This is a genomic window from Paenibacillus swuensis, assembly GCF_001644605.1.
Taxonomy (GTDB): Bacteria; Bacillota; Bacilli; order Paenibacillales; family DY6; genus Paenibacillus_N; species Paenibacillus_N swuensis.
This window is the reverse complement of record NZ_CP011388.1, coordinates 3,654,405-3,680,017: the sequence shown is the minus strand read 5'-3', so window position 1 is coordinate 3,680,017 and position 25,613 is coordinate 3,654,405. Positions and strand designations below refer to the sequence as shown.

At 47.4% G+C, this 25,613-nt stretch carries 23 protein-coding genes; all 23 read right to left on the bottom strand.

The genetic code is table 11. The annotated features are described in order from the left end of the window. Positions 1-2 precede the first annotated feature (2 nt). Entirely contained in the window at positions 3-1,286 is a 1,284-nt protein-coding gene (yfmF, locus tag SY83_RS16330) for an EF-P 5-aminopentanol modification-associated protein YfmF (RefSeq protein WP_068608442.1), read from the bottom strand. Between the two features lie 195 nt (positions 1,287-1,481). Further along, positions 1,482-2,189: a spore cortex-lytic enzyme gene (gene sleB, locus SY83_RS16325; RefSeq protein WP_407944633.1), complete on the bottom strand. Its 708-nt coding sequence runs from the start codon at positions 2,187-2,189 to the stop codon at positions 1,482-1,484. 222 nt (positions 2,190-2,411) lie between these two features. Next, a complete protein-coding gene (locus SY83_RS16320) occupies positions 2,412-5,033 on the bottom strand; it encodes an FtsK/SpoIIIE family DNA translocase (protein ID WP_068611148.1) in 2,622 nt (873 codons plus the stop codon). 71 nt (positions 5,034-5,104) lie between these two features. Next, positions 5,105-5,335: a YlzJ-like family protein gene (locus tag SY83_RS16315; protein ID WP_068608440.1), complete on the bottom strand. Its 231-nt coding sequence runs from the start codon at positions 5,333-5,335 to the stop codon at positions 5,105-5,107. Continuing rightward, complete coding sequence (locus tag SY83_RS16310; RefSeq protein ID WP_407944632.1) at positions 5,332-6,090, bottom strand: ClpP family protease; 759 nt, start codon at positions 6,088-6,090, stop codon at positions 5,332-5,334. The genes SY83_RS16315 and SY83_RS16310 overlap by 4 nt, the downstream gene beginning before the upstream one ends. Positions 6,091-6,362: 272 nt before the next feature. Continuing rightward, positions 6,363-8,042: a ribonuclease J gene (locus SY83_RS16305; RefSeq protein WP_068608438.1), complete on the bottom strand. Its 1,680-nt coding sequence runs from the start codon at positions 8,040-8,042 to the stop codon at positions 6,363-6,365. A 237-nt stretch (positions 8,043-8,279) separates the two neighbouring features. After that, complete coding sequence (gene dapA, locus SY83_RS16300; RefSeq protein ID WP_068608436.1) at positions 8,280-9,143, bottom strand: 4-hydroxy-tetrahydrodipicolinate synthase; 864 nt, start codon at positions 9,141-9,143, stop codon at positions 8,280-8,282. Positions 9,144-9,180: 37 nt separating this feature from the next. Continuing rightward, on the bottom strand, positions 9,181-10,395 hold the full coding sequence (gene dapG, locus SY83_RS16295; protein ID WP_068608434.1) for an aspartate kinase: 1,215 nt from the start codon (positions 10,393-10,395) through the stop codon (positions 9,181-9,183). Positions 10,396-10,469: 74 nt separating this feature from the next. Next, positions 10,470-11,507 (bottom strand): aspartate-semialdehyde dehydrogenase, encoded by a 1,038-nt coding sequence (locus SY83_RS16290; RefSeq protein WP_082882769.1) that lies wholly within the window; start codon positions 11,505-11,507, stop codon positions 10,470-10,472. Between the two features lie 128 nt (positions 11,508-11,635). After that, the gene (locus tag SY83_RS16285; RefSeq protein ID WP_068608431.1) at positions 11,636-12,229 is read right to left on the bottom strand and encodes a dipicolinate synthase subunit B; all 594 of its coding nucleotides are present in this window, start codon (positions 12,227-12,229) and stop codon (positions 11,636-11,638) included. Then, positions 12,229-13,125: a dipicolinate synthase subunit DpsA gene (dpsA, locus tag SY83_RS16280; protein WP_068608429.1), complete on the bottom strand. Its 897-nt coding sequence runs from the start codon at positions 13,123-13,125 to the stop codon at positions 12,229-12,231. Before dpsA ends, SY83_RS16285 begins: the two co-directional genes overlap by 1 nt. A 155-nt stretch (positions 13,126-13,280) precedes the next feature. Next, positions 13,281-13,667 carry a dUTP diphosphatase gene (gene dut / locus SY83_RS16275; protein WP_231891463.1) on the bottom strand — a complete coding sequence of 129 codons (387 nt, stop codon included), beginning with the start codon at positions 13,665-13,667 and terminating at the stop codon, positions 13,281-13,283. A gap of 52 nt (positions 13,668-13,719) precedes the next feature. After that, the gene (locus SY83_RS16270; RefSeq protein ID WP_068608425.1) at positions 13,720-14,976 is read right to left on the bottom strand and encodes a M16 family metallopeptidase; all 1,257 of its coding nucleotides are present in this window, start codon (positions 14,974-14,976) and stop codon (positions 13,720-13,722) included. 37 nt (positions 14,977-15,013) lie between these two features. Next, the gene (locus tag SY83_RS16265) at positions 15,014-16,012 is read right to left on the bottom strand and encodes a polysaccharide deacetylase family protein (protein WP_068608422.1); all 999 of its coding nucleotides are present in this window, start codon (positions 16,010-16,012) and stop codon (positions 15,014-15,016) included. Positions 16,013-16,160: 148 nt separating this feature from the next. Continuing rightward, positions 16,161-18,272: a polyribonucleotide nucleotidyltransferase gene (gene pnp / locus SY83_RS16260; RefSeq protein WP_068608421.1), complete on the bottom strand. Its 2,112-nt coding sequence runs from the start codon at positions 18,270-18,272 to the stop codon at positions 16,161-16,163. 194 nt (positions 18,273-18,466) lie between these two features. After that, on the bottom strand, positions 18,467-18,736 hold the full coding sequence (gene rpsO / locus SY83_RS16255) for a 30S ribosomal protein S15 (RefSeq protein WP_068608419.1): 270 nt from the start codon (positions 18,734-18,736) through the stop codon (positions 18,467-18,469). A gap of 147 nt (positions 18,737-18,883) precedes the next feature. After that, positions 18,884-19,810 carry a bifunctional riboflavin kinase/FAD synthetase gene (locus SY83_RS16250; RefSeq protein ID WP_082882576.1) on the bottom strand — a complete coding sequence of 309 codons (927 nt, stop codon included), beginning with the start codon at positions 19,808-19,810 and terminating at the stop codon, positions 18,884-18,886. Positions 19,811-19,837: 27 nt separating this feature from the next. Continuing rightward, positions 19,838-20,758 carry a tRNA pseudouridine(55) synthase TruB gene (gene truB, locus SY83_RS16245; RefSeq protein WP_068608415.1) on the bottom strand — a complete coding sequence of 307 codons (921 nt, stop codon included), beginning with the start codon at positions 20,756-20,758 and terminating at the stop codon, positions 19,838-19,840. Next, the gene (locus SY83_RS16240) at positions 20,755-21,756 is read right to left on the bottom strand and encodes a DHH family phosphoesterase (protein WP_068608413.1); all 1,002 of its coding nucleotides are present in this window, start codon (positions 21,754-21,756) and stop codon (positions 20,755-20,757) included. Before SY83_RS16240 ends, truB begins: the two co-directional genes overlap by 4 nt. Beyond that, a complete protein-coding gene (gene rbfA / locus SY83_RS16235) occupies positions 21,753-22,106 on the bottom strand; it encodes a 30S ribosome-binding factor RbfA (RefSeq protein WP_068608412.1) in 354 nt (117 codons plus the stop codon). The genes SY83_RS16240 and rbfA overlap by 4 nt, the downstream gene beginning before the upstream one ends. 13 nt (positions 22,107-22,119) lie before the next feature. Then, the gene (infB, locus tag SY83_RS16230) at positions 22,120-24,975 is read right to left on the bottom strand and encodes a translation initiation factor IF-2 (protein ID WP_068608410.1); all 2,856 of its coding nucleotides are present in this window, start codon (positions 24,973-24,975) and stop codon (positions 22,120-22,122) included. Next, a complete protein-coding gene (locus tag SY83_RS16225) occupies positions 24,968-25,300 on the bottom strand; it encodes a L7Ae/L30e/S12e/Gadd45 family ribosomal protein (protein WP_068608408.1) in 333 nt (110 codons plus the stop codon). Before SY83_RS16225 ends, infB begins: the two co-directional genes overlap by 8 nt. Continuing rightward, the gene (gene rnpM, locus SY83_RS16220) at positions 25,284-25,604 is read right to left on the bottom strand and encodes an RNase P modulator RnpM (protein WP_068608406.1); all 321 of its coding nucleotides are present in this window, start codon (positions 25,602-25,604) and stop codon (positions 25,284-25,286) included. The genes SY83_RS16225 and rnpM overlap by 17 nt, the downstream gene beginning before the upstream one ends. Positions 25,605-25,613: the final 9 nt, after the last annotated feature.

Sequence of the window (25,613 nt, the reverse complement as noted above, 5' to 3'; positions counted from 1 at the left end):
CGTTAGTCTCCCTTCTGGTCCCGCAGGAAATAGATGGTATCCAGCTGAATATCTTTGGCGAACGATTGGATCGCTTCCACGTCCACTTTAGCTACAGCTTCAATTAATTCGGTTGTCGTGCGTTCTTTACCGGTAAGTACACTGTTGTAATCGAATGCAATCATCTCGAAGGCGGAATCCGATATTTCACGCAAGGAGTTGGAGATCATCGCCTTGGTTTGGGACAATTCCAGCTCTGTGATTTCACCTTCCGCCATGGAATCCAGCTGCTTCTTGATAATTTCCGTCGCTTTCTCGAAATTCGCGATTTCAATCCCTGACTGAATCGTAAGAATTCCTTTATGCCCATCCAGTCTGGAGGCGGCATAGTAGGCCAAACTTTCTTTCTCGCGAACATTAATAAACAACTTGGAATGCGGGTAACCGCCGAGGATTCCGTTATACATCAGGGCGGCAGGATAGTTTTCATTGGCATAACTTGTACGCGCCCGAAGACCCATGTTTAACTTTCCTTGACTGACGTCCATTTCTTCGACAACGGTGTTTACTTCACCCGCTTCTTGTGTGGACGGTTTCATATCATAAGCCCCTACTGCTCCTCTCTCAATGGCAAAATGGGCCTGAACCAGCGATTTCACTTCTTCCATCGTGGTGTCGCCAGCCACATAAATATCAATCGGAGCCGTTCTCAACCACGCTTGATATCCTTCGTACAAGGATTGCGGTGTGATGACGTCCAAATCCTCGATCCTGCCTAAGGGATGTAACCTGTAAGGTTCATCCTTGCACATCTCCTCGATACAGCGTTCGGCGGCGTAACGTATTTTGTCGTTTACGATAGATTCTAGTCGTTTCTTTAACGTATTCTTTTCCGCTTCCACATACTTCGCCCGGAAAGCCCCGTTCTCGACCAGAGGGTTTGTAATCGCTTCTCCCAGAAACTGCAGAGATTGCTCCAGCAGGGAACCGGATTCATTTTTGATAAAACCATCGTGAATCGTATCCATCCTGAACTGCACAATTTGATTGTCCCCGCGTTTGTAAATATCGAATCCGAATCCGGCCCCGTACAGATCATCGAGTCTCTCTCTGAACTGAATGGTTTCAGGGTACGTTTGTGTTCCCCTTCTCAGTACGAACGGCGCCAAAGCCGTTGCGGTCACCTTCTCTTCGGATAACGGATGCCCTATGTATACGGAAACGGCAAAGGTTTTAAATTGTTTGGTCGGCAGTACATGTAATCTCATCTGATTTACGGTGGTTCTTTCAAACACAGGCTTCGTCAAATTGGTCCGACTCCTTTTCTTCGCATCCTTCGCGTTATTTAAGTCACTTTATTCCATTTGCAAATATTCTATACCATTCCGATTCGGGGTTCAACCAAATGAACATGAGCAAGGCTGATTACGCCAGAAAAGGATAAAAGGCGAAGGTCTCTAGCGTCTTTTATCCTTTTCGTTGCTCCTATGAGATTTAGCAGGTTACATGCAAAATATATGTTTGCCGATCGTCTTCACTTGGGGACGCGTCCAGATCCACTTGGATGTGGCTGTTACCGGATTAAAGTAGTAAAGGCAGCCTCCGGTAGGATCCCAACCGTTCATGGCGTCCTGCACGGCTTGTTTCGCGCGTTTGTTTGGCTCCAGATTGATCTGCCCGTCCGCTACAGCGGTGAACGCTCCCGGTTGATAGATAACCGCCGCCGCGGTATTGGGGAATGCGGGGGACTTCACTCGATTCAGAATGACCGCCGCAACCGCTACTTGCCCCTCGTAGGGTTCACCCCGCGCCTCGCCGTAAACCGCGTTCGCCATAATTCGGATGTCATTGCTCGATAACCCCAGATGGTTTGAAGCGGTCATTTTGCCATTGGATTTATTTTCGGGGCTTGCGGGTTGTTTCTCAGGTGCCGCGCCCAGATCTGCACCCGTAGGTTTATAATTCTTCGTTGCGTTATATAACTTCAGCTTTGTCTTGGAGCCCGCGACCCCGTCCGCTTTCATCCCGAATGCGCTTTGAAATCTCTTCAGGGCCTGCAGTGTCGAGAATCCGAAATCGCCGTCTACCGTTCCTTTGAAATATCCTAAGTACTTCAATCGGTACTGCAACTCCCTGACATCCTTACCCGCACCCCCGTAACGGATTTCAGCTTTACTGAACGTTTGTTGAACCTTCTGATTGGAATTCATCTGCTGTACACCAAACCAAAGAATCAAGGCGGCAACAGCAATCCAAATGATTCGTTTCCTTTGCATCATGCTTCAACCTTCCTTTTCTGGGAACTCCTTGTGGATTAGGTTTAGTATGAGATGGGATGTAAGGGATTATTCACACCATGGTGAGCGGTTGTCATAATAAGACATAAAAAAAACGCCCTCCCGCATTTGCGGGAAGTCGCTGTGTTCACTTGATTAACTAATTCGATTATGTTGATATTGTTCCAGAGAAATCAGCACTTCTCTTGGTTTACTTCCTTCATAGGGACCGACAACCCCTTTGGCTTCCATGGAGTCAATCAGGCGCGCGGCGCGGGTATATCCGATTCTCATGCGACGTTGCAATAAAGATACGGATGCCTGCTTCGCTTCAAGTATAATTTGGACGGCCTGATCAAACAACTCATCCAGCGGTTGATCCCCATTCTCAGGAACATCCTCCACCTCCGGCACCAAATCTTCCTTGTATTCGGCTTGTTCTTGATCCCGGCAAAAGTTTACAACAGCTTCTACTTCAGGATCGGATAAGAATGCGCCTTGAACTCGTATCGGCTTGGAGGCTCCCATAGGTAAATACAACATATCCCCTCGTCCAAGCAGTTTCTCAGCTCCCGCCATATCCAGTATCGTCCTCGAATCCACATTGGACGAGACGCCAAAAGCGATTCTGGAAGGAATATTGGCTTTGATTACACCTGTGATTACATCTACGGATGGTCTCTGTGTGGCGATGATGAGATGGATCCCGGCTGCGCGGGCCATTTGGGCCAACCGGCAAATCGCGTCCTCGACATCGCTGGCGGCGACCATCATCAAATCCGCTAGCTCATCCACAATCACGACAATGTAAGGCAATAAATCAATGTTACCTTTATTGCTTAACATCGTATTGTAACCTTCGATGTTACGGGTACCTGATTTTGAGAACAATTCGTACCGTTTCTCCATCTCCAACACAATTTTCTTCAAAGCCAGCGAAGCTCTGCGCGGATCGGTTACGACTGGTGCGAGCAAATGAGGAATACCGTTATATACATTTAATTCAACCATCTTCGGATCAACCATAAGAAATTTCACTTCATCTGGTTTGGCCTTATACAGAATGCTGGTTATAATCCCGTTGATACAAACCGATTTACCTGATCCTGTAGCGCCGGCCACCAACAGATGGGGCATGCGTGCCAGGTTACCTACAATGGGTTGTCCGGAAATGTCCCGACCTAGCGTAATGGACATCTTGGAGCTTGCGTCTTGGAAGGCCGCGCTCTCCATCACCTCGCGCATCGTTACAATGGACACCTCTGAATTCGGCACCTCGATCCCGATGGCCGCCTTCCCCGGAATCGGCGCTTCCATTCGAATATCTTTAGCCGCCAGAGCCAAGGCGATATCATCTGTAAGCGAGACTATCCTGCTGACCTTAACGCCTGTGTCAGGCTGAATCTCATAGCGGGTCACTGTAGGACCTTTCACCACTTCAAGCACTTTGGCTCGAACGCCAAAGCTTTCAAGAGTAGCTTCCAACTTCCTTGCAGTGCTCATATAATCCATCTGATCCGTACCTTTGCCGAACGCTGAACCCTTAGCCAACAAATGAAACGGAGGTAATTTATATGGCTTCTTCACCGGTGGTTCAGGGACAAACATTCCGTTCATTTCATCACTAATCTCGTCCCCATCCGACTGACCATTATCGGAACTGTTGACATGCGCTTGAAGTGTAACCGCGGAAGATGCATTGCTGATAAATGCAGTTTCTTCGTCATCCAATTCAGCAATCGGTAACTGATCTTCAAAGTTGCGGATAATTGGAACAAAAGGCTGGGCTTCCGCTGTTTGTAAAGTCACTGCAGGAACGGGTATATGGGTCTCCGATTCCTCTTCCAGATCATCATCTTCGAAAGTCCGAGAACTAACCGCCCGTTTGGACTTAGCGGAAATATTGCCTGGAAGCGGACGCCGGATCAATTCATCTCCGTCATCATCATCTTCAGCATCGTCAGCTTGTCCCGTCTTTGGCTCCTTCTGCAGAAGCTGAAAGAACAAGGGTCTTTTCTTGGGTTTCAACGGTGTGTAATTCTCTTCATCGAATTCATCGTCCTCGTGAATGGAAGGCATGTTCTCAGAACGATCCGTGTTGCGGGATGCCACATTCAAGGATCGGTTAGCTTGCCATTGTTTAAGCACATGAATGATTTTCTTATCCATTCTGCCGACTGCGTTCTTGCCTTTATTGCGGGCCGCTTGCGCAAGCTCTACATAGGAAACGCCGGTAATCAGCATAAACCCGATGATGAACATGGTGTAAATCATCAGCTTGGTGCCTGTGTATCCGAACAGAAAGAACAATAAAGCATACCCTAAACCGCCGGTATATCCTCCGCCATAATCTTTACCGACGGGTGACGCTCCTGTCCCCGCTGGTACAGATACTAAACCGTTGAATAATTCACGCTGTGTAGTCTCTAGTATAGAGCCTGCTGTTAAAACCCCTGCCGGGTTAAACTTCAAATCAATCATGGCGACGTGAGTATGTATGGTGAATGCCAAAAGAATAACAAACAGACCGGTCCTCCGAAGGGACCAGCCTTTAGGCCATGACCTGTTCCACATCACAAACAGTCCGATGTAGATAAAGATCAGGGGCAGGACGAAATAAGAGCCGCCCAGCACCAACCGGAACAACTTCATTAAGGCTCTGCCAACCGTTGCTTCTCCTGAAAGAGAAATGACGGATAAAGTTATAATTAGAATTCCATAAACTTCAAATTTCAAGGTTGAGGTTATATTCGATTTCTTCTTTTTCTTCTTAGCCAATGAAAATGACACCCCCGAGACCCCATTATACCATAGTTTACCTTGGGATTCGATGAAGACGGCCACTCAGATTACTCCAGTGTTAAGGGTAGACAATGTATGACCTGCCCCGGTGAAAACCGGGGATTCAGATAGTCATCCAGCTGCGAGGCATTGACTAATCGAACTACACGCACGCGCATCGCGTCAAGCCTCTCCACTTGAAGCAGCCTGCCGCTAAATGTAATTTCTTCATAATGCGACATTTCCTCATGAAATCCCGCAAAAACCAACTCCAAAGGCATGGGCGTGTAATAGGTCAATGCGTAGCCCCTCCTTCCGAACGTCTTTGACGGTACTCATCGATCAGAGTGTTTAATTTGTTGAGAGCATCACCGATGCCTCCCACAGCATCAATTAAACCGTGTTTTACGGCATCCTTGCCAATTACGGTTGTTCCGATGTCACGGGTAAGTTCCCCTGTCTTGAACATTAACTCTTTAAACTTCTCCTCGGTTACCTTAGAGTGTTCCGTAACGAAACGCACAACACGTTCCTGCATTTTGTCCAAATATTCAAACGTTTGCGGAACGCCTATGACCAGTCCGTTCATCCGAATTGGATGAATGGTCATTGTAGCCGTTTCCGCAATGATCGAATGATTTGAAGAAACCGCAATCGGCACACCGATGCTGTGGCCGCCGCCAAGTACCAATGTAACACTCGGTTTGGATAGCGTTGCAATCATTTCCGCGATGGCTAAACCCGCCTCTACATCGCCGCCTACGGTGTTCAGGATAATCAAAACGCCCTCCACCTTCGAACTTTGTTCAGCAGCGACAAGCTGGGGAATCAGATGCTCGTACTTTGTTGTTTTATTCTGCGGCGGAAGGACAATATGCCCTTCAATTTGGCCGATAATGGTCATGCAAAAAATATTGGATTCACCTGAAGGTGTCGTGGTTTGTCCTAGTTGTTGAATGGTCTCCAGAACTGGATTGCCTCTGCGTTCTTCGGCCGGCTGTTGCTCCGTCCTGTAAGCAGGTGTCGGCTGCATTGGCGGTTGAATGGGAGGCATACCCGGAGGCGTACCCGGCGTGGGGTTAGGACTTCCCGGATTTGTGTTGGGAGTCACCCCAGGCAATGCATTCGTTCGGCGGTTGTTATCATAATAATTACGAGGCATAGTGGCTTCATTTCCTCCTAGTGTCTAATGACCCATAGTATGGAACAATTCTGTAAAAATATGCGACTTGTCCCATTGATCCTTCCGATTTAGCCAAAAAAATAGCCAAAAAACCTCCCCGGCCGAAGCCGGGAAGGTTATCGTAAGTGACGGAGAGGGTATATTTAAACTTCCATAATGATAGGCAAAATCATAGGTCTTCTGCGAGTTTGCTCATATAGGAATCGACCAAGCGCTTCCTTAACGTGTGTCTTGAGTGAAGCCCACTCATTTACATTGTCGCTCATCAAGCGATTTAATGTGTTCGTAACAATCTTGTTGGCCTCATCCAACAATCCTTCGGATTCACGAACATATACGAACCCGCGAGAAATGATATCAGGACCTGACAAAATATTGCCTTCTTGCTTGCTAAGCGTGACTACCACTACTAAGATTCCATCTTGGGAGAGCAGCTTCCGGTCACGCAAAACAATATTACCGACATCGCCAACACCCAGACCGTCAATCAACACATTACCAGCTTGAACCTTGCCAGACTTCCGTGCGGAACCGTTCTGAATTTCAACGATATCTCCATTATCAACAAGGAAAATATTTTCCTTCTCAACACCGATCGATTCAGCAAGCATGCCATGATGTCTAAGCATTCTGTACTCACCGTGAATCGGAATGAAGTACTTCGGCTGCATCAAGGTAAGCATAAGCTTCAGCTCTTCCTGGCTGCCGTGACCGGATACGTGAACGCCAGATACGGAACCTGGTCCGTAAATCACGTTGGCACCCAGACGCATCAGCTCGTCCACTGTACGACCTACATACTTCTCGTTACCTGGAATCGGAGTAGCTGCAATAATGACGGTGTCGCCAGGCAAAATATCAATCTTACGATGCGTGGAACGCGCCATACGTGTAAGCGCGGACATCGGCTCACCTTGGCTGCCTGTGGAAAGGATAACCACACGATCGGCTGACATCTTGTTCACTTCTTCAGGCTCGATTAACATGCCGTCCGGAATGTTAAGATAACCCAATTCGCTAGCAATGTTGACCACGTTTACCATACTGCGACCGATAACAGTCATCTTACGGTTAGTCGCGATCGCAGCGTCAATAACCTGCTGTACACGATGTACGTTGGAAGCGAACGTGGCTACTACAACCCGTTGCTTGGACTTACGGAAAATTTCTTCCAATTCTTCTCCGACACTTCGCTCGGAAGGTGTAAAACCAGGACGTTCCGCATTGGTACTGTCAGATAAAAGTGCAAGTACTCCTTTACTTCCGATTTCCGCCATACGGTGCATATCAGCGAACTGATTATTAACCGGCGTTTGATCGAATTTAAAGTCACCCGTGTGCACGACTACGCCCTCTGGCGTATCCAGAGCAACACCGACGGAATCCGGAATACTGTGGTTCGTCTTGAAGAATGTGGCGCGAATGACACCCAGTTGAAGTTCGGAATCGGCATTAATCAGAATCCGCTTCGTTTCACCCAGTAAGTTAGCTTCCTTCAGCTTACTTTCAATGAGTCCAAGTGTCAGCTTTGTAGCATACAACGGCACGTTCAAAAACTTGAGAACATATGGCAATCCGCCGATATGATCTTCATGTCCGTGGGTAATGATAATGGCTCTTACCTTATCCTTGTTCTCTGTTAAGTAAGAAATATCGGGAATGACAATGTCGACACCCAGCATGTCCTCCTCGGGGAACTTCAAGCCAGCGTCTACGACTACGATATCGTTTGCATATTGAATGCAATACATGTTCTTGCCAATTTCGCCTACGCCGCCTAGTGCGAAAATGGATAGTTTATCAATGTTGTTCTTCTTTGACAAGTGAATCTTAACCTCCTAAACGTATTCAAAACGTCCTAATTATAAAAATATTCATACCAAAATGTACCGTACCCAAGTCACTTGACCCCATTATACATGATTGAAAACCCAAAACACAAGTCAGTCAAAGTAGCACTATTGTTTCCCAAAAAAATAAAACCGATGCCGCCCGGGTCTTTCGACCCGGCGGACATCGGCTGATGATATCCCTATATAGTTAAAACATGGCAGGCTCTTTTAAAACAAACTTTTAATAAATTTAGCTTCATCCTCCGTAGCATTCAGTAAAGGAAGCCTTACTCCACCTGTTTCCATACCGTGCAGACGAAGCGCCTCCTTGATCGGGGCCGGACTTGGAAACGTAAAAATGCCTTTGAACACAGGAAAGAGCTTGCGATGAATCTTCGCGGCTTCACCGTGATTTCCCTGTAGATGCTCATGAATCATCTCTTTAATAGAGTTGCCAACAACATGACTGGCAACACTGACGACTCCATAAGCCCCCAAAGCCAACATAGGCAGTGTCTGACTGTCGTCTCCGCAATATACAATGAAATCATCATCAACAAGTGTGAATAACTTCGTGATTTGCTCCATATCGGAGATGGCTTCTTTCGTGGAGTGCACATTTGGCAATAAAGACAGTCTAGCCGTAGTTTCTGGAAGAAGGTTAACACCAGCCCGTGTTGGAACATTATACAACATAATAGGCAATTTCGTTGATTCAGCGACCGCTTTACAGTGTTGATACAATCCCTCTTGGCTAGGGCGGTTATAATAAGGCATAACCAACAGAATCCCGTCTACGCCCGATTTCTCGGCTTTCTGCGTTAACGAAATCGTGTGAGCGGTATCATTGCTGCCGGTACCTGCAATAATTTTGGCGCGACCATTCGCATGCTTGACTGCATATTCAAATAACTGGAGCTTCTCCTCTTCCGACAATGTCGGGGATTCTCCTGTTGTCCCGCTTATGATAATGGAATCATTCTTCTGTTCATCGATCAGATAGTCTATTAAACGGCCCACTTCTGACCATTGAATTTGCAGGTCGGTATCAAATGGCGTAACCATTGCGGTAATTAATCTTCCGAAATCCACGGACATAACCTCCTTGAAAATTTGAAATCGCTCAACCTTACTTATGCAAGTTAAATTTCGTATGCAAAGCGCGTATCGCTTTGACCATATCCGAATTCGTCACAAGCACCCATATCGTAGTATTGGAATCGGCCGACTGAAGGATTTGGATATCTTCGTGGGTAAGAGCCTCCACAATGCGGGCCATAATTCCAGGAACACCGTTCATGCCGCCGCCAATGACCGATACTTTCGCGCAATTCTCGAGGTAAGCGGGTTCATAGTCCATCCCTCTTAACACTCGTATTGCTTGCTCAGCATCGTAATCAAACACAGTATAAACCACACCAAGCGGATTCACGTTAATGAAATCTACACTGATCTGATGTTCAGCCATCGCTTTAAATACATTCAGTTGCAGATCTCGGTGGTTTCCTTGAGATTTCACTTGGATTTGAGTTACGTTCGAAACGTGTGCGATACCGGTGACAAACCGATCTTGGATTTTCTCACTGTGTTTAAGAATGTCTTGGGAGGTAACCAACGTACCTTCATCCTTAGAAAATGTAGATCTAACCCTAATCGGTACTTGAGCTTGCATGGCAATCTCTACAGCCCTTGGATGGATTACTTTAGCTCCGTTGTAAGCCATATTGCAAATCTCAGCATAGCTGACGACATCAAGCGGTTTCGCATCTTCCACTACACGCGGGTCCGCTGTCAGTATTCCGTTCACATCCGTAAAGATATCCACCATTTCCGCTTTCAGCGCCGCACCCAATGCTGTGGCCGATGTATCGCTGCCGCCCCGTCCCAGGGTTGTAAAGTCTCCGTCTTCGGTGGACCCTTGAAAACCTGCAACGATGACAACTTTATCTTCAGCAAGCTGTTCCGTGATCCGCACTGGATCTATGGACAGAATTTGCGCGTTGCCATACTGCGCATTCGTGAGAATTCCCGCTTGCGCTCCGGTCAGAGCAATAGAAGCTATACCGCGTTCATTCAGCAAACTGCATACGGTTGTTGCCGATATAATTTCACCGCAGGCAAGAAGCATATCCTTCTCGCGCACCGGCAACTGGTTTCCGTTGGCGCGAATCCAATCCAGGAGTGTATCCGTCGCGTAGGATTCCCCTTTACGTCCCATGGCGGAAACTACGACAACTAATTTAAAACCTTGTTCCAGCGCATCCCGGATGTGACCGATGGCATGCTCTCTGGCTTCAGGTGTGGACAGTGACGTCCCGCCGAACTTCTGTACTAACACACGCATTTCATTTCCTCCATACCTGATGTGCCTTTGCCTTGGTGACTGCCTGAAGAATGAATCTTTCAATGAGAGATTTATTATTTATTCTCAATAGCAATGTATTCGGCGATCTGAACCGCGTTCCATGCTGCTCCTTTAAGCAAATTATCGGAAACGATCCATAAGTTGAGTCCTCTAGGATGCGTCAAATCCCGGCGAACCCTGCCTACAAACACTTCAAGCTGCCCTGCAGCATCGGAAGCAAGAGGGTATAGTTGCTCGGCTGGATCATCCTGTAACACTACACCGGGAGCAGAAGCCAACAATTCCTTTACTTCCTGCAAATCATAATCCTCTTTAAACTCCACGTAGACGGACTCGGAATGACCGTAAAGCACGGGAATTCTTACACAGGTTGTGCTGATCTCCAGAGATTCGTCCCCCATAATCTTCTTGGTTTCCCGAATCATCTTCATCTCTTCCAAAGTGTAACCGTTATCCTGGAATTTATCGATTTGCGGGATGGCATTAAAGGCGATTTGATGTTTAACAGGTAAGGAAGATACGGGCAAAATGTCAGGTTTCACTTCATTACCGTTCACGATTTCCTTGGTTTGTCTCATGAGTTCATCGACCGCGCGCGCTCCTGCCCCTGATACAGCCTGATAGGTAGACACCAGAATGCGGGAAATGCCAAAGCGATCATAAAGAGGCTTCAAAGCGGCAACCATCTGAATCGTCGAGCAGTTCGGGTTGGCGATAATTCCTTTATGTTCACTAATTTTGTCAATATTAACTTCGGGTACAACTAATGGTGTTTCCGGATCCATCCGAAAAGCATTCGTGTTATCAATACATACGGCTCCGCTTGCAACGGCATGTGGCGCCAAAGCTTTACTTACATCCCCGCCCGCGCTAAACAAAGCGATATCTATCCCTTCAAAGCTCGTCGGTGCGGCCTCTTCAACCGTGTATTCTTCACCCTTGAAAAGGATCTTCGTTCCTGCGGATCTTGCGGAAGATAATAGTTTCAATGTGGCAATCGGAAAGTTACGCGCTTCCAATAATTTAAGGATTTGCTCCCCCACAGCGCCTGTGGCTCCAACAACGGCAACGTTAAACAACTTCTGACTCATCATAAGTTCGTTCTCCCCTTTAAGATAATATATATGTAAAAACCCCAAAAAGGAACGCCTGGAGGCTTGTTTCTGCCGCCTGACTTTTCGGGGACCCCGTAATCGGGTATGGAGCATGCTATATGTGATTAGTCATTAAATCTCTCAACAATTAAAGGTTGTAATTGCTTGCCAGCCAGTGCAGCTTCACAGGTTTCCATAATGAGCTGCATGCGCGCTACTAAGGAGTTTGGTTTCTGAATGGGAGCATCCTGTCCATAAGGGACAAAATATACATTCTTCGCCACCAAAAGTTTAGCAATATTCGCGGCATTAAAGCCCAGACCATCATTGGTAGAAATAGCGAGCACCAGCGGACGTTGGTTGCGCAATTGCGCTTTGGCCGCCATCAGTACAGGACCGTCGGTCATAGCATTAGCCAGTTTGCTGGTTGTATTACCTGTGCAAGGCGCAATAACCATTACATCTAACAGCTTCGAAGGCCCCAGCGGCTCCGCATCGACAATTGTAGAAATGATATCATTCCCTGTTATATCTTTCAACTGTTTCTGCCAACTTTCCGATGAACCAAACCGGGTATCAGTCGTCAGAATCGTCTGGGATACGATGGGTACAACGGAAGCTCCTGCGTCTATGAATCTCTTAATCTGCGGCATAACCTCCGCAAAGGTGCAGTGCGAGCCCGAAAGGGCATAACCCACAGTCTTTCCATGCCAAACCATTACACATTCCCCCGTTGATGTGAGTCTTCCAGAATTAACTGGCTTAAGCAGTTCGCTAGGATGCGACCGGCCGACTTGGGTGCGACGATGCCCGGTAAACCGGGTGCGAGCAAAGCCTTGACACCGCGCCGTTCCGCGAACCGGAAATCCGTTCCGCCGGGGGCCGAGGCCAAGTCGATGATAACCGCATTATACGGGAGTTTGGCAATGATTTGCGCTGTGATTATCATAGTCGGTATCGTATTAAAAAGCAAGTCAACATCCGTCACGTGATCTAACAAATTCCTAGTGTAGAAAGGTTGAAATCCCATCTCGGTGGCACGCGCGTAATCCGCTTCCCGCCTTACTCCCACTTTCACTTTAGCGCGAAGTCCTTGCAATGTTCTGGCCAGTGTAAACCCGGTTCGACCCAATCCGAGGACGATACAATTGGACCCGTGAATCATAATATCCGTATGTTGAATAGCCATCATCACAGCACCCTCGGCTGTTGGTATGGAATTGTAGATGGCAACATCATCCCGCTCCAGAATCTCGACTAGACGAATTTGATGTTTCAAACAAGAGTTTTTGAGAAAGGGCTTTGCCATTCCTGTGTATACCGCAGCCCCTTCAGGCACTTGCTTCGCATGTTCATCCGTCCAAAATAATTCCTCCGTGGAAAATACAGCACTAATTTTTCCCGCGTCATCGGTACCTACAACAGGCAAGATTACAGCATGAGCCCCTTTAAGCGCATCCTCTGTCCAATTGGCGCGGCCAACTCCGCTGAACTGACTTTGCAAATTGTCGAATCCGATCAGAGTTACGATTGCATCCATTTCGGAGAGCTGTTTAATGACTTCAAGCATTCTGGCATCCCCGCCCACGCAAACCACATGTATTCCGGTTAACAACAGGCACCTCTCCTTCCTTACCGTTCCATACGATATACTATGCATGCGCCCAGATCGAGGTGCATTGTTTCCTATAGGCCATAAAAATGAAAAAAACACCTTTTTTCTAGAGGTATACTCCTCTGAAAAAAGGTGTTAAATTCGATATAAACTAATTAAACTTGCCCTGTATGGCCAAATCCTCCTGTACCGCGTACGGTTTCAGGCAATTGCCCAACTTCTTCAAGCGTAATTCGCGGAACTTGCTGAAACACCATTTGAGCGATACGCTCATTACGAACAATCCTGAACGTTTCCTTTCCGTGATTAATCAGAAGAACCTTCACTTCACCGCGATAATCCGCATCGATCGTACCCGGTGAGTTCAAAGCAGTAATTCCATGTTTATATGCGAGTCCGCTTCTCGGACGAATCTGCGCTTCCAATGTATCCGGCATAGCCATGGCGAATCCAGCCGGTATTAACGCCCGTTCCCCGGGTTTAAGTTCGGTCGGTTCCGTAACTGCCGCGTATATGTCAAAGCCGGCTGCCAACTCTGACATTTGCTGAGGTAACGAGATGTCTTCATTCCCGGGAAGCTTGTGAATATGAACATTAAAGGACAAGCTGATCCCTCCTGAAATTAGATATTACTTGATCCGATTGCCCCACCATGGCCATGGCAAACGGATTGCCGAAGATCGTTCCGTACAGCGAACGAAGATCATCCATTGAAACCGCGTCGATACGCTCTATAATTTGATCCAGTGTATAATGTCTGCCTAGCATTAACTCATTCTTGCCAAGACGGTTCATGCGGCTACTTGTACTTTCGAGGCTCAGGATCAAACTTCCTTTAAGCTGTTCCTTGCCTTTCTGAAGCTCGTTATCTGTAATACCATTCCTTGCGATATCCTGCATGACTTCCATTGTGATTTTAAGCACTTCTGCTGTCTGCTTTGGAGCGGTGCCTGCATACAGCGTGAACAGCCCGCTGTCGATATGAGAACTGTGATAGGAATAGACGGAATAGGCAAGTCCGCGCTTCTCTCTAATTTCCTGGAATAGTCTTGAACTCATCCCGCCGCCAATGGTGTTGTTTAACAAGATCATACCGTAAATTCGGGGATCTGAAAGGGAACATCCCGGGAATGATAAGCAGATATGGTTCTGCTCTGTTGCTTTTTCATGATATAACAAGTTGCCTTGGAACGTCGGCAGTTCAAGGACGGATTCGGTTCCCTGAATATCGAAATGTCCGAATTTCTCTTCCATCAGCCGCAAGACGGCTCCTTCTTCAATATTGCCCGCGATGGAAATAACCGTATTGCCCAGATGATAATTCTCTTTCAAGTATTTGCGGAGATCGTCTGATTGCATCGCCTGAAGCAGCGATTCCGTCCCCAGAATCGGAGCTGCCAGCGGGTGATCTCCATAGGAAGCCTTCGTAATCAGATCATGCACCATATCGTCCGGTGTGTCCTCATACATGGCGATTTCCTCGAGGATGACATTCTTCTCTTTCTCCAACTCTTCCCCGTCAAACTGAGAATGGAAGAACATATCCGATAACACATCCACCGCCAGCGGCAGATGTTGATCCAGTACTTTAGCGTAATAACAGGTATATTCCTTTGATGTAAAAGCGTTGACGTTACCGCCGATACCATCAAACACTTCAGCGATATCCTGTGCGGTGTAGCGTTCCGTACCCTTGAATAACATATGTTCTATAAAATGCGATATACCGTTATCGGATCCAATTTCGTTACGTGATCCGGTCTTCACCCAAATTCCAAAGGTTACGGATCTGAAGGAGGGGATCTGTTCCATGACAATTCGTAAACCGTTATTTAACTTGTGTTTAATCAATACGGATCCTCCTATAAATGCTTATCTTCTGATTTTATCAAAAAGCGAACGACTGCTCAACTTTAGGCACCCTTTGCGGCGAAAGTAACTCGCTGACGGTTCCAAGTACGTAGCCCTTGCCTTTAATCCCTTTAATCATAGCCGGCAGTGCTTTACTTGAAGCTTCCGTGGGATGCATAAGAATCATGCTCCCCGCTTCCACTCGCGTAGTTATTTTATGAATGACGGATTCCGGACTGGGCTTCTGCCAATCGACCGTATCCAGTGTCCACAGAATCGTCTGGAGCTTCATTGAGTATGCGATTCGAACCGTTTCCTCATCGAAATCACCTGAAGGCGGCGCGAACAACTTATTTTGGATCCCTAGCTTCTTCAGCAAAACTTCCGTTTTGGATATTTCCAAGTTGGCCAGTGCATTGCTGATCTTGCTCATGTCTTTGTGGGAATACGCGTGATTAGACAGTTCATGCCCCGCTGCCATGATCGTGCGTGCCGTCTCTTCATGCGATTTCAACCAACTCCCATCCAGAAAGAAAGTTGCTTTTACATTGGCGTCCTCTAATGATTTTAACATAGAAGGGATATATTCATCGCCCCAAGCTACATTAATCATTAATGAGACCATCGGCTTCCGCGGATTGCCTTTGTACACCGGATTCGGAGGAAGGTGTTCCAATTGTACAGCCGCAGGTATTTCTCGATAGACGAGTTGCAGTTCCTCGTGGTTGCTCTTTTCTTTGTTAATTCGATAAGTTTGATGGATATCTACCTGCACCCCGTTATATGCGGGAATCGCCTTCCAGACCGGATCCACTCTGGCGTTTACGGGTTTCTCGGCGCGCTTTGCCGCTTCAGCTTGAATACGTACCATTAAAGGATCTGCTGCCGGATCTGCTGTAAACAAGGATGCGTTCACAGCATCTCCCTTACGGGATTTAACAAGCTCAGCGTATTGTCCAACAGGTCCCGGCATACTCAGTATGGCGTAAGCAAGGAATGCCGTAGCAAAGGTTACCCCGATTTTTTTGCCGTCCATAAGACACTCCTTATTGCCGCATTGGCATTATGGGATTTTGTCCTATGTGTATGACAAGCCTTGAAGGTTTATGCAGATCAGAATCTTTGCAACAAAAAAAGAGACAGAATAGACTCTGGCTCTCTTCATTGTAATAAAAAGGTTTAAACTAGGATTGTGCCTGCACTTCGGTTGGTTGAGTCATCGTTGCTTTACGGGACAAATTTACACGGCCTTGTTGGTCAATCTCCGTTACTTTCACCGTAATTTGATCTCCGATCTTCACGATATCCTCCGTCTTGGCTACACGTTCAGTCGAAAGCTGGGAAATATGAACCAAACCTTCTTTACCCGGTAGAATTTCAACAAACGCACCGAATTTCTCAACACGTTTAACGGTACCCAAGTAAATTTCGCCGACAACGACTTCTTTCACAATGCCTTCAATGATACTTCTGGCTTTGTCGTTCATTTCCTGATTTGTAGAAGCGATGAAGACACGTCCGTCTTGCTCGATGTCAATTTTCACGCCGGTTTCTTCAATAATTTTGTTGATGATTTTACCGCCTGCGCCAATGACATCACGAATTTTGTCCGGATTGATTTGCATGGTAAGAATCTTCGGCGCATATTGGGACAGCGCTTTGTTCGGCTCGCTAATGATCTCTGTCATTTTGCCTAAAATGTGCATACGACCTTCTTTAGCTTGCTCCAAAGCTTCTCTCAAGATCTCGCGGCTAATTCCGGCGATCTTAATATCCATTTGGATTGCAGTAACACCTTTGGGAGTTCCAGCTACTTTAAAGTCCATATCGCCCAAGTGATCTTCCATACCTTGGATATCGCTTAATATAGAGAAATGGTCCCCGTCCATAATTAAGCCCATCGCAATCCCGGCAACAGGAGCTTTAATCGGAACGCCTGCATCCATCATCGCCAATGTGCTCGCACAGATGGAAGCCTGGGAACTGGAACCGTTAGACTCCAACACTTCGGAAACCAAGCGAATGGTATAAGGGAATTCGGTCTCGGACGGAATAACCTTGGACAATGCGCGTTCGCCCAAAGCGCCATGACCGATTTCACGGCGACCCGGTGCGCGTAAAGGTCTCGCTTCCCCGACGGAGAACGGAGGGAAATTGTAATGATGCATAAAGCGCTTGGTTTCTTCCGGGGAGATCCCGTCCAGAATTTGAACATCGCCTAATGCGCCAAGGGTACAAATGCTTAACGCTTGCGTTTGTCCGCGTGTAAACAATCCGGAGCCATGCGTGCGCGGCAATAGCTTCACATCGCAATCAATCGGACGAATCTCGCTTAGACCACGGCCATCCGGACGCACTTTATCATGAGTAATGAGACGGCGGACTTCCTCTTTAACAATATCATACAAAACTTCATGTACATCTTTCATTAAGGAAGGCGTCTCAGCATAGAGTTCAGTGAAATGCTCGGCAGCGTCTTGCTTGATGACCGCAATCGCGTCGGCGCGAGCATGCTTTTCTTCAATGCGCACGGCTTCAACTAAACGGTCTTTGGCGAACGCTCGAACTTCTTCACTAACAGCCGAGTTCACTTCATGCAGCTTTACAGCCATCTTCGGCTTGCCGGCCAACTGTGTAAACTGCTCGATCTTCGCGCAGATGTTCTTGATTTCTTCATGACCGAACATGATCGCTTCCAGCATCACATCTTCCGGAATTTCATTACCTTCGGCCTCTACCATCATAATCGCGTCTTTAGTACCCGAAACAACACAGAAAACATCACTTTGTTCTTCTTGTTCTGTCGTCGGGTTAATAATGAATTGTCCGTCGATCCGACCAACGATGACTCCGCCAATCGGTCCGCTGAAAGGAACATCCGAAATGCTGAGCGCAGCCGAGGTGCCGATCATTGCCGCGATTTCCGGCGTACAGTTCTGGTCCACACTCATAACCATATTCAAGACTTGCACATCATAACGGAAGCCTTCTGGAAATAAAGGACGAATCGGACGATCCGTCAGGCGGCTAGAAAGAATCGCTTTCTCACTCGGGCGTCCCTCGCGTTTAATAAATCCGCCGGGAATTTTACCAACCGCATACAATCTCTCTTCATAGTTAACGGTAAGCGGGAAGAAATCGAGATCCTTAGGTTCGGAAGAAGCTGTAACCGTACATAGCACCACTGTATCTCCGTAGCTTACTTTAACTGCCGCGTTTGCTTGCTTGGCCAATCTGCCGGTCTCCAGAACCAGCTTGCGTCCGCCAAGATCCATTTCTATTGTACTGATTTCCATAAGATCCCTCCTTATCAACTCACACTAATTCTGCATACTGATCAGTATTTCCTTCTTTTTCACAAAACATGAAGCTCTTGGGTCAAATATGTAGGCATACGTTCATGAACATTATAAAAAGCAACCGGACTGCCCGCCGGGCAAGGATGCCCGGACTTTCGGCAGTATGGGTTGCTTTCATTAGGTTACGTATATTATCTACGCAATCCAAGTTTAGCGATTAGCGTACTGTAACGGCTAACGTTCTTGTTCTTCAGGTAAGCCAACAACTTACGGCGTTGTCCAACCATCTTCAACAAACCGCGACGGGAATGGTGATCTTTCTTGTGTGTGCGCAGGTGGTCCGTCAGGTTTACGATGTTCTCCGTAAGGATTGCAACTTGCACCTCAGGGGATCCTGTGTCGGACTCGTGAGTTTTGTGCTCCTGAATAAGTTGAGTCTTGCGTTCTTGTGTTAATGCCATGTGGGGCACCTCCTATAAATTTAGTATAATCGCCGATAGCCCAGAAAGTCGTCGGAGTGCACGGACATCCATGCTACGGTTAATGCCGCCGAACTGTGTATCATCTGCATATGACGGCAACGGATTACAGTATACCATAATTCATCGTTAAAAGTAAAATGATTTAGCCTCAGCCGCATCTTTATGAATCTGTTCTATAATTTCCTGCACCGAATTAAATTTACGCTCAGAGCGAATGAAAGCCAGGAAATCCACTCGCAATGTCTCACCATAAATCTCTCTGTCGAAATCAAACAAATGAACTTCAAGCGAGGGTACCGTATTGTTCGTAAAGGTCGGCTTTACACCAATATTCATTACACCGCCCAAAACTTCATCTCCGAGGTAAGCTCTTACGGCGTATACACCTCTGGCGGGAACCACGAAAGGAAGTTCCAGTTGTAAATTCGCAGTTGGAAACCCCAGGGTTCTCCCCCGTTTGTCACCGCCATTGACCGTTCCGGAAACGGCGTACGGTCGCCCGAGTAAATCAGCGGTCTCTTGAACGAGTCCTCCGTCTAAAGCTTCTCTGACACGAGTCGAGCTGACTTTCAGCTCCTTATACAAGAAAGGGGCCACCGTCTCCACCTGAATCCCGGGTTCACATCTTTCACGCAACATCGATACGGTTCCCGCGCCACGATGACCAAACGCGAAGTCGAAGCCGACAATAATGCTGTGAAGATTCATAGGGATCAGCATCTTGTCGATAAATTGTTCCGGGGTTACCTGGGCAAACGCCTCAGTAAAGTTAACCACGTAAGCATAGTCGACACCGAGGCTTTCAAAAATACGCATCTTTTCCTCAAGCGGTGTTATATAACTCGCGTATTTGGGCTGCCCAAGGACTTCGCGGGGGTGAGGATGGAACGACATAACTGAAACCGGCACACCTGCTTCGTTGCCCGCCTTTACCGCTTTAGAGATTACGTCCTGATGCCCCAGATGAACGCCATCGAAGTCGCCGATGGCAAGCACTTGTTTCCTGCCTTGCGTCTCCAAATCGAAGGGAAACGCCAAATGAATGATATCCACAACAATCACACCTAACTTGGTATCAAATCAATCTTGTTCTGAGAAAATCTTTACGGGAACAAGACGTCCTTCGGTTTCTTCATATCGATAAAATCCTGCAAGCTTACCTGCATCGGTGAAGGCGGCCAAGATGTCACCCTCTCTCGCCTTAAAGGGGCTAACATCGTTCGTTTGAAGTTTTTGACCTTGAAGCGCTTGAAGCAATTTATGCGGTTTGATATCCGCACGAATCATATGAGCAACGGCTTCCTCCATAGGAATCAACAACTGTTGAAGGGTGCCCGCAACCTGAGCTGCTTCGATTTCTTCCAACGTATAACTTTGGTCCATTGTGATATTTCCTGTTGAAGTCCGAATGAGTTCTGCCATTGTCGCGGGGTACCCGAGGGACCTCCCGATATCCACACATAATGTGCGAATATAGGTTCCTTTGGAACATAAAGCCCTGAACCGGACTTCAGGAAACGGTTTGTCCAGATCAAGATTTATGATCTCAATGGAATAAATCGTAACCTCGCGGGCTTTGCGTTCAACGACTTGACCTTCCCTTGCCAATTCGTACAAACGCTTCCCCCCGACTTTTATGGCAGAATACATCGGAGGAACTTGAGAAATACTTCCCACAAAAGACTGAATTGTTCTCTCCACGACCTCCGAGGTCAATTCTATGTGTTCGGCTGTTTCCAGAATCTCGCCTGTGGCATCCTCCGTATCTGTTGCTACCCCGATTCGAAGAACCGCTTCATATTCTTTAGGCAGTTCCTGGATATATTCAACCAGTTTGGTCGCCTTGCCAAGACATAACGGAAGCACACCGGTCACCTGAGGGTCCAGGGTTCCAGTGTGCCCAATCCGTTTCATGCGCAAAATACGCCGTGTCTTAGCAACGACATCATGTGAAGTGTAACCGGCAGGTTTCATAACCGGCAATACCCCGTCGATATTCATTGCAATGCACTCCTTACACGTTCAGTCACTTGAGTGACGACGTCATCCAGCGTTCCGTTTAAGGTGCAGCCGGCTGCTCTTACATGTCCGCCGCCTCCAAAGCTTTTGGCCAGTTGAGCCACGTCCACTTTGCCGGCCGACCGGAAACCGACTTTGTAAGTGTCCGCTGCCGTTTCTTTAAACAGTAAGCCTACTTCAACACCGTCGATGTTCCTGGGATAGTTGACAATCCCTTCAAAGTCTTCGTTCGTCGCCCCGGTCTCAGCCATGTCGGCTGCCGTTACCATGACCCATGCCAGACGGTTATTGTCTGAGAAGGTTAACGTCGACAAGGCTTTCTTAAGCAAAAGAATATGAGCGAACGAAGATTTCTCCAATAGGTTGTTTGCCAACTCATGCCCATCCACACCCAGACGCAACATTTCAGCCGCAATCGCCATGACATGAGGCGTTGTGTTGGAATAACGAAAACCGCCCGTGTCGGTTAATAATCCCGTATAAATCGCAGTAGCCAACGGCTGGTTCCAGGTCAATTCAAACGCTTGGAACAGATCATAAAGTATTTCTACGGTCGCCGCGGCATCTGTTCGGATTAAGGAAACCGACCCAAAGCCATCGTTTGTAGGATGATGATCGATATTCAAGATCTGGGCATCCTCCGTAAATGCATCTCTCACATCTCCGATTCGGGAATCATCCGCGCAGTCAATACAGATTACAGAATTATATTTACGTTGTAATCCAACCTCTTCGTAATTAACAACATCGTCCGCATTTGGTAAGAAGGCAAGCTTCCGAGGAATACTGCCTTCATTGACCATGACATACGTCTTACCTAATTGTTCAAGCAACAACCCTACAGCGACGGTGGAGCCTGCGGCATCTCCGTCCGGGTGAAGGTGTGCAACAACCAGAAAGTGATCCCGTTCCGTTATGAATGTCTTTGCAGCTGACAATTGTTTATCATAAGTGCTCCCCGCAATAGGGAGGGTGCTCATGATTCATCCTCGTCACTGATTTTCTCCAACAACTTCTCGATCCGGCTACCGTATTCGATGGAGCTGTCGAACTTGAAGATCAGGTCAGGCACGTGACGAAGCTGGATCTTACGTCCCAGCTCCGTTCGCAGGAAACCCTTGGCCTTATCCAGCGCCTTTAGAGATTCCGTCTTTTGTTCGTCGCTGCCCAGCACACTGATGTATACTTTCGCTTGCGACAAGTCGTTCGTAACTTCCACACCGGTAACGGTAATAAATCCGATTCTCGGATCCTTTAGTTCCGTTTGGATGATGAGACTCAGCTCTTTCTTAATCTGTTCTCCCGCGCGACCAACACGTACTTTAGCCATCTAACGTCACCTCTTATCTTTCAACAGTCTCCATAATGAAGGCTTCGATGATGTCTCCTTCTTTAATATCGTTGAACTTCTCTACGGTTATACCACACTCGTAGCCTTGAGCTACTTCTTTGGCATCATCCTTGAAACGTTTCAACGTATCAATCTTGCCGGTAAATACAACGGTTCCTCCGCGAAGAACCCTGGTTTGGGAAGCGCGTGTAATTTTACCATCGGTAACCATACATCCAGCAATAGTACCCACTTTACCGATCTTAAAGATGTTACGAACTTCGGCATGACCGATAATCGTTTCTTTAAAGATCGGATCCAGCAAGCCTTTCATTGCCGCTTCAATCTCTTCAATCGCGTTATATATTACGTTATGCAAACGGATATCCACTTTCTCTTGATCCGCCGTTGCTTTCGTAGCTGTTTCCGGACGAACATTGAAACCAATGATGATCGCGTTCGAAGCTGCGGCCAAAGTAATATCTGATTCGGTAATTGCACCTACGCCGGAATGAAGGATGCGAACGCGCGCTCCTTCCACTTCAATTTTCTGCAATGAGCTCTTCATCGCTTCGGAAGAACCGTGAACGTCCGCTTTGATGATAACGTTCAATTCCTTCAGCTCGCCGTCTTTAATATGTTGGTACATATCTTCCAACGTCACACGAGTGTTCGCAGTCATCTCGGATTGACGCAAGCTTACTGCGCGCTTCTCAGCGATGTCACGGGCTTTACGCTCGTCTTCAAACACGATGAAGGGATCACCTGCAAGCGGAACATCGGTCAGACCGGTAATTTCAATAGGTGTTGAAGGACCTGCTTCTTTTAATCTGCGGCCTTTGTCATTTACCATCGTTCTTACACGTCCGAAGTAAACGCCTGCGATAAAGGCATCTCCGACTTTCAATGTGCCGTGCTGAATTAATACACGAGCTACAGCGCCGCGCCCTTTATCCAACTCCGCCTCAATTACAGTACCTCTTGCGCGTTTATTTGGATTTGCTTTATATTCATTCACTTCTGCAATCAGAAGGATTGTTTCCAGCAAGCCTTCCAGGTTTAGACGTTGCTTCGCGGATACTTCAACGAAGATCGTATCGCCGCCCCACTCTTCCGGTACCAACTCATACTCGGTTAAGTCTTGTTTAATGCGGTCGGGATTCGCTCCCTCTTTGTCGATTTTGTTAATGGCAACAATAATCGGCACTTTAGCCGCTTTAGCATGATTAATAGCTTCCACGGTTTGAGGCATAACACCGTCATCGGCAGCAACAACAAGTATGGTAATGTCGGTAACTTGAGCTCCGCGTGCACGCATGGAGGTAAACGCTTCATGGCCCGGGGTATCAAGGAAAGTGATTTTCTTTCCATGAACTTCAACTTGGTAAGCGCCGATATGCTGAGTGATACCGCCGGCTTCGCCGCCTGTTACATTCGTTTCACGAATGGCGTCAAGCAACGTCGTTTTACCATGATCGACGTGACCCATGATTGTAACAACCGGAGGACGATCCATCAGATCTTCCGCTTCATCGCTTTCTTCGAAATTCTCGAAGCGATCTTCTTCAACCGCAATCTTGATCTCAACTTCTACGCCGAAATCGCCTGCAAGCAACTGAATGGCATCCAGATCAAGCTCTTGGTTAATGGTAGCCATCGTACCAAGGGACATCAACTTCTTAATAACTTCAGAAGCGTCCTTATGCAGTGATTTGGCCATTTCACCCACCGTCATATTACCGCGAACGATAATTTTCTTAGGTGTGTTGTCAATCTTTTCACGCTTTTCTTGATTGTTGGATTGGTGTCTGCCTTTGCCCTTATTGTTGCGGTTAAATCCGTTGTTCCGATTACCGCCTCCGAATCCGCCCGGCTTGCCGTCTTCAAAACGTTTGCCTGTCGGTTTCGTTGATTTGCGGTTCGGTTGCTTTTGGTTTAACCCGCCCGAGGCTGGTGCCGGTGAAGAACCAAAGGCAGGTCTTGCCGGTTGGGATGACCTTGGTGCGCCGGAGCCTGAGCTATTGCCGAAACGGTTACCACCGCCTTGGCCTTGACCACCCTGGCTGCCTTGACCGGAATATGAACGTCCCGCACCTTGTCCGCCTTGGCCAGTCGAAGAAGTTCGTTGACCTCCGCCTTGACTTCCTTGGCCGGAGTAAGTGCGTCCGCCGCTTTGGCTGCTTGTGCCGGAAGATGTACGTGAGCCCTGGCCGCCTTGGCTTCCTTGTCCCGAATAAGTACGAGCCCCGCCAGTACTGCTTTGGCCGCTGTATGTGCGTTGACCGCCGCTTTGACTTCCCGTACCCGTAGTACTTTGTCCTGTGCGATTAGTGCTTGTTCCCGTACCGCTTGTTCCGGTCCGGTTCTGGTTATAATTTCCGCTGCTGTTGCGGTCGTTGGATCTTGTTGAGTTCATATGTCCCTGTCTTTCTGTTGGTTGTGATCGACGTTCACCTTGGTTTCTGTCGTTGTTGCGGTCCTGCGTTGAATTTCCTGAACCTGAGCTTGCACCTGTTGCAGGTGAGCTTACGTCTCTTGAAGCGGAAGAAATGGTAGTCTTTGGTTGATCCTCTTGCTTCGGTTGTGACGGCGATGATGCTACCGATTTATCCGCAGTTTTACTCGGGGCCTGTTGTGAAGACTTGGACGAAGTTTCTGTCGCCCGCTTCGCGGCGGCATTGGCCTTGATGTCGCGGAAGAAGCCTTCCACACGCGATACTGAATCATTTTCCATAACACTCATATGGTTATTAACAGGAAGATCTAATCTTTTAAGAATCGTAATAATTTCTTTACTGCTCATATTTAAAGATTTAGCATATTCGTAAACTCTCAGTTTATCTTTATTATCTTTATCTTGTTTACTCAATATTCTCCACCTCCGCTGGTTCTTCTAAGCATTTCAACATCATATTCACAAAGCCCTTATCGGTAACAGCAAGCACGACGCGCTCATCCTTGCCGATGCTTTCACCCATTTGCGCTCTCCCAAGAGCCTCCGTGAGCCGTACATGATAAGTATTGCACTTATCCCTGTACTTTTTCTTCGCGTTCTCTGACGCGTCGCTGGCAACAAACACCAGCCGGGCTTGCCCGGCCCGAACCGCCTTCAGGACATTCTCTTCCCCTGAAAGCAACTTTCCAGCACGCATGGCAAGTCCGAGCTGATTTAATATTTTAGGATTCACCTTCATCGTCTGTCACCGCTTCTTTATGGGCTATGAATTCATCTTCGACACGGATAAAGTCTTGCTCCAGGGTGTCATAGATATCGGCGCTCACCGATTGTTTCAACGCCCGGTCGAGCGCTTTACTTTTCTTTGCGAGCTTGAAACAGGACACTTTACCGCACAGATACGCGCCTCGTCCCGACTTCTTTCCGGTGAGATCAATCATGATCTGTTCGTCGGGCGTACGAACGACACGAATTAATTCCTTCTTCGGCATCATTTCTTGACATGCGACACATTTGCGCAGAGGAATCTTTCTTGGCCTCACGTGAACACT

Excerpts from the sequence above, each read along its gene's own strand:
- SY83_RS16290 (WP_082882769.1), bottom strand. The coding sequence starts at position 11,507 with ATGAGTCAGAAGTTGTTTAACGTTGCCGTTGTTGGAGCCACAGGCGCT.
- pnp (WP_068608421.1), bottom strand. The coding sequence starts at position 18,272 with ATGGAAATCAGTACAATAGAAATGGATCTTGGCGGACGCAAGCTGGTT.
- SY83_RS16265 (WP_068608422.1), bottom strand. The coding sequence starts at position 16,012 with ATGGACGGCAAAAAAATCGGGGTAACCTTTGCTACGGCATTCCTTGCT.
- SY83_RS16225 (WP_068608408.1), bottom strand. The coding sequence starts at position 25,300 with ATGAAGGTGAATCCTAAAATATTAAATCAGCTCGGACTTGCCATGCGT.
- rbfA (WP_068608412.1), bottom strand. The coding sequence starts at position 22,106 with ATGGCTAAAGTACGTGTTGGTCGCGCGGGAGAACAGATTAAGAAAGAG.
- sleB (WP_407944633.1), bottom strand. The coding sequence starts at position 2,189 with ATGAATTCCAATCAGAAGGTTCAACAAACGTTCAGTAAAGCTGAAATC.
- dut (WP_231891463.1), bottom strand. The coding sequence starts at position 13,667 with ATGTCAGAGTTGGCAGCCGGCTTTGACATATACGCGGCAGTTACGGAA.
- SY83_RS16240 (WP_068608413.1), bottom strand. The coding sequence starts at position 21,756 with ATGAGCACCCTCCCTATTGCGGGGAGCACTTATGATAAACAATTGTCA.
- dapG (WP_068608434.1), bottom strand. The coding sequence starts at position 10,395 with ATGCGTGTGTTAGTACAGAAGTTCGGCGGGACGTCACTGTCCACACCT.
- truB (WP_068608415.1), bottom strand. The coding sequence starts at position 20,758 with ATGAATATCGACGGGGTATTGCCGGTTATGAAACCTGCCGGTTACACT.
- SY83_RS16310 (WP_407944632.1), bottom strand. The coding sequence starts at position 6,090 with ATGCCTCCCATTCAACCGCCAATGCAGCCGACACCTGCTTACAGGACG.
- SY83_RS16285 (WP_068608431.1), bottom strand. The coding sequence starts at position 12,229 with ATGGTTTGGCATGGAAAGACTGTGGGTTATGCCCTTTCGGGCTCGCAC.
- rpsO (WP_068608419.1), bottom strand. The coding sequence starts at position 18,736 with ATGGCATTAACACAAGAACGCAAGACTCAACTTATTCAGGAGCACAAA.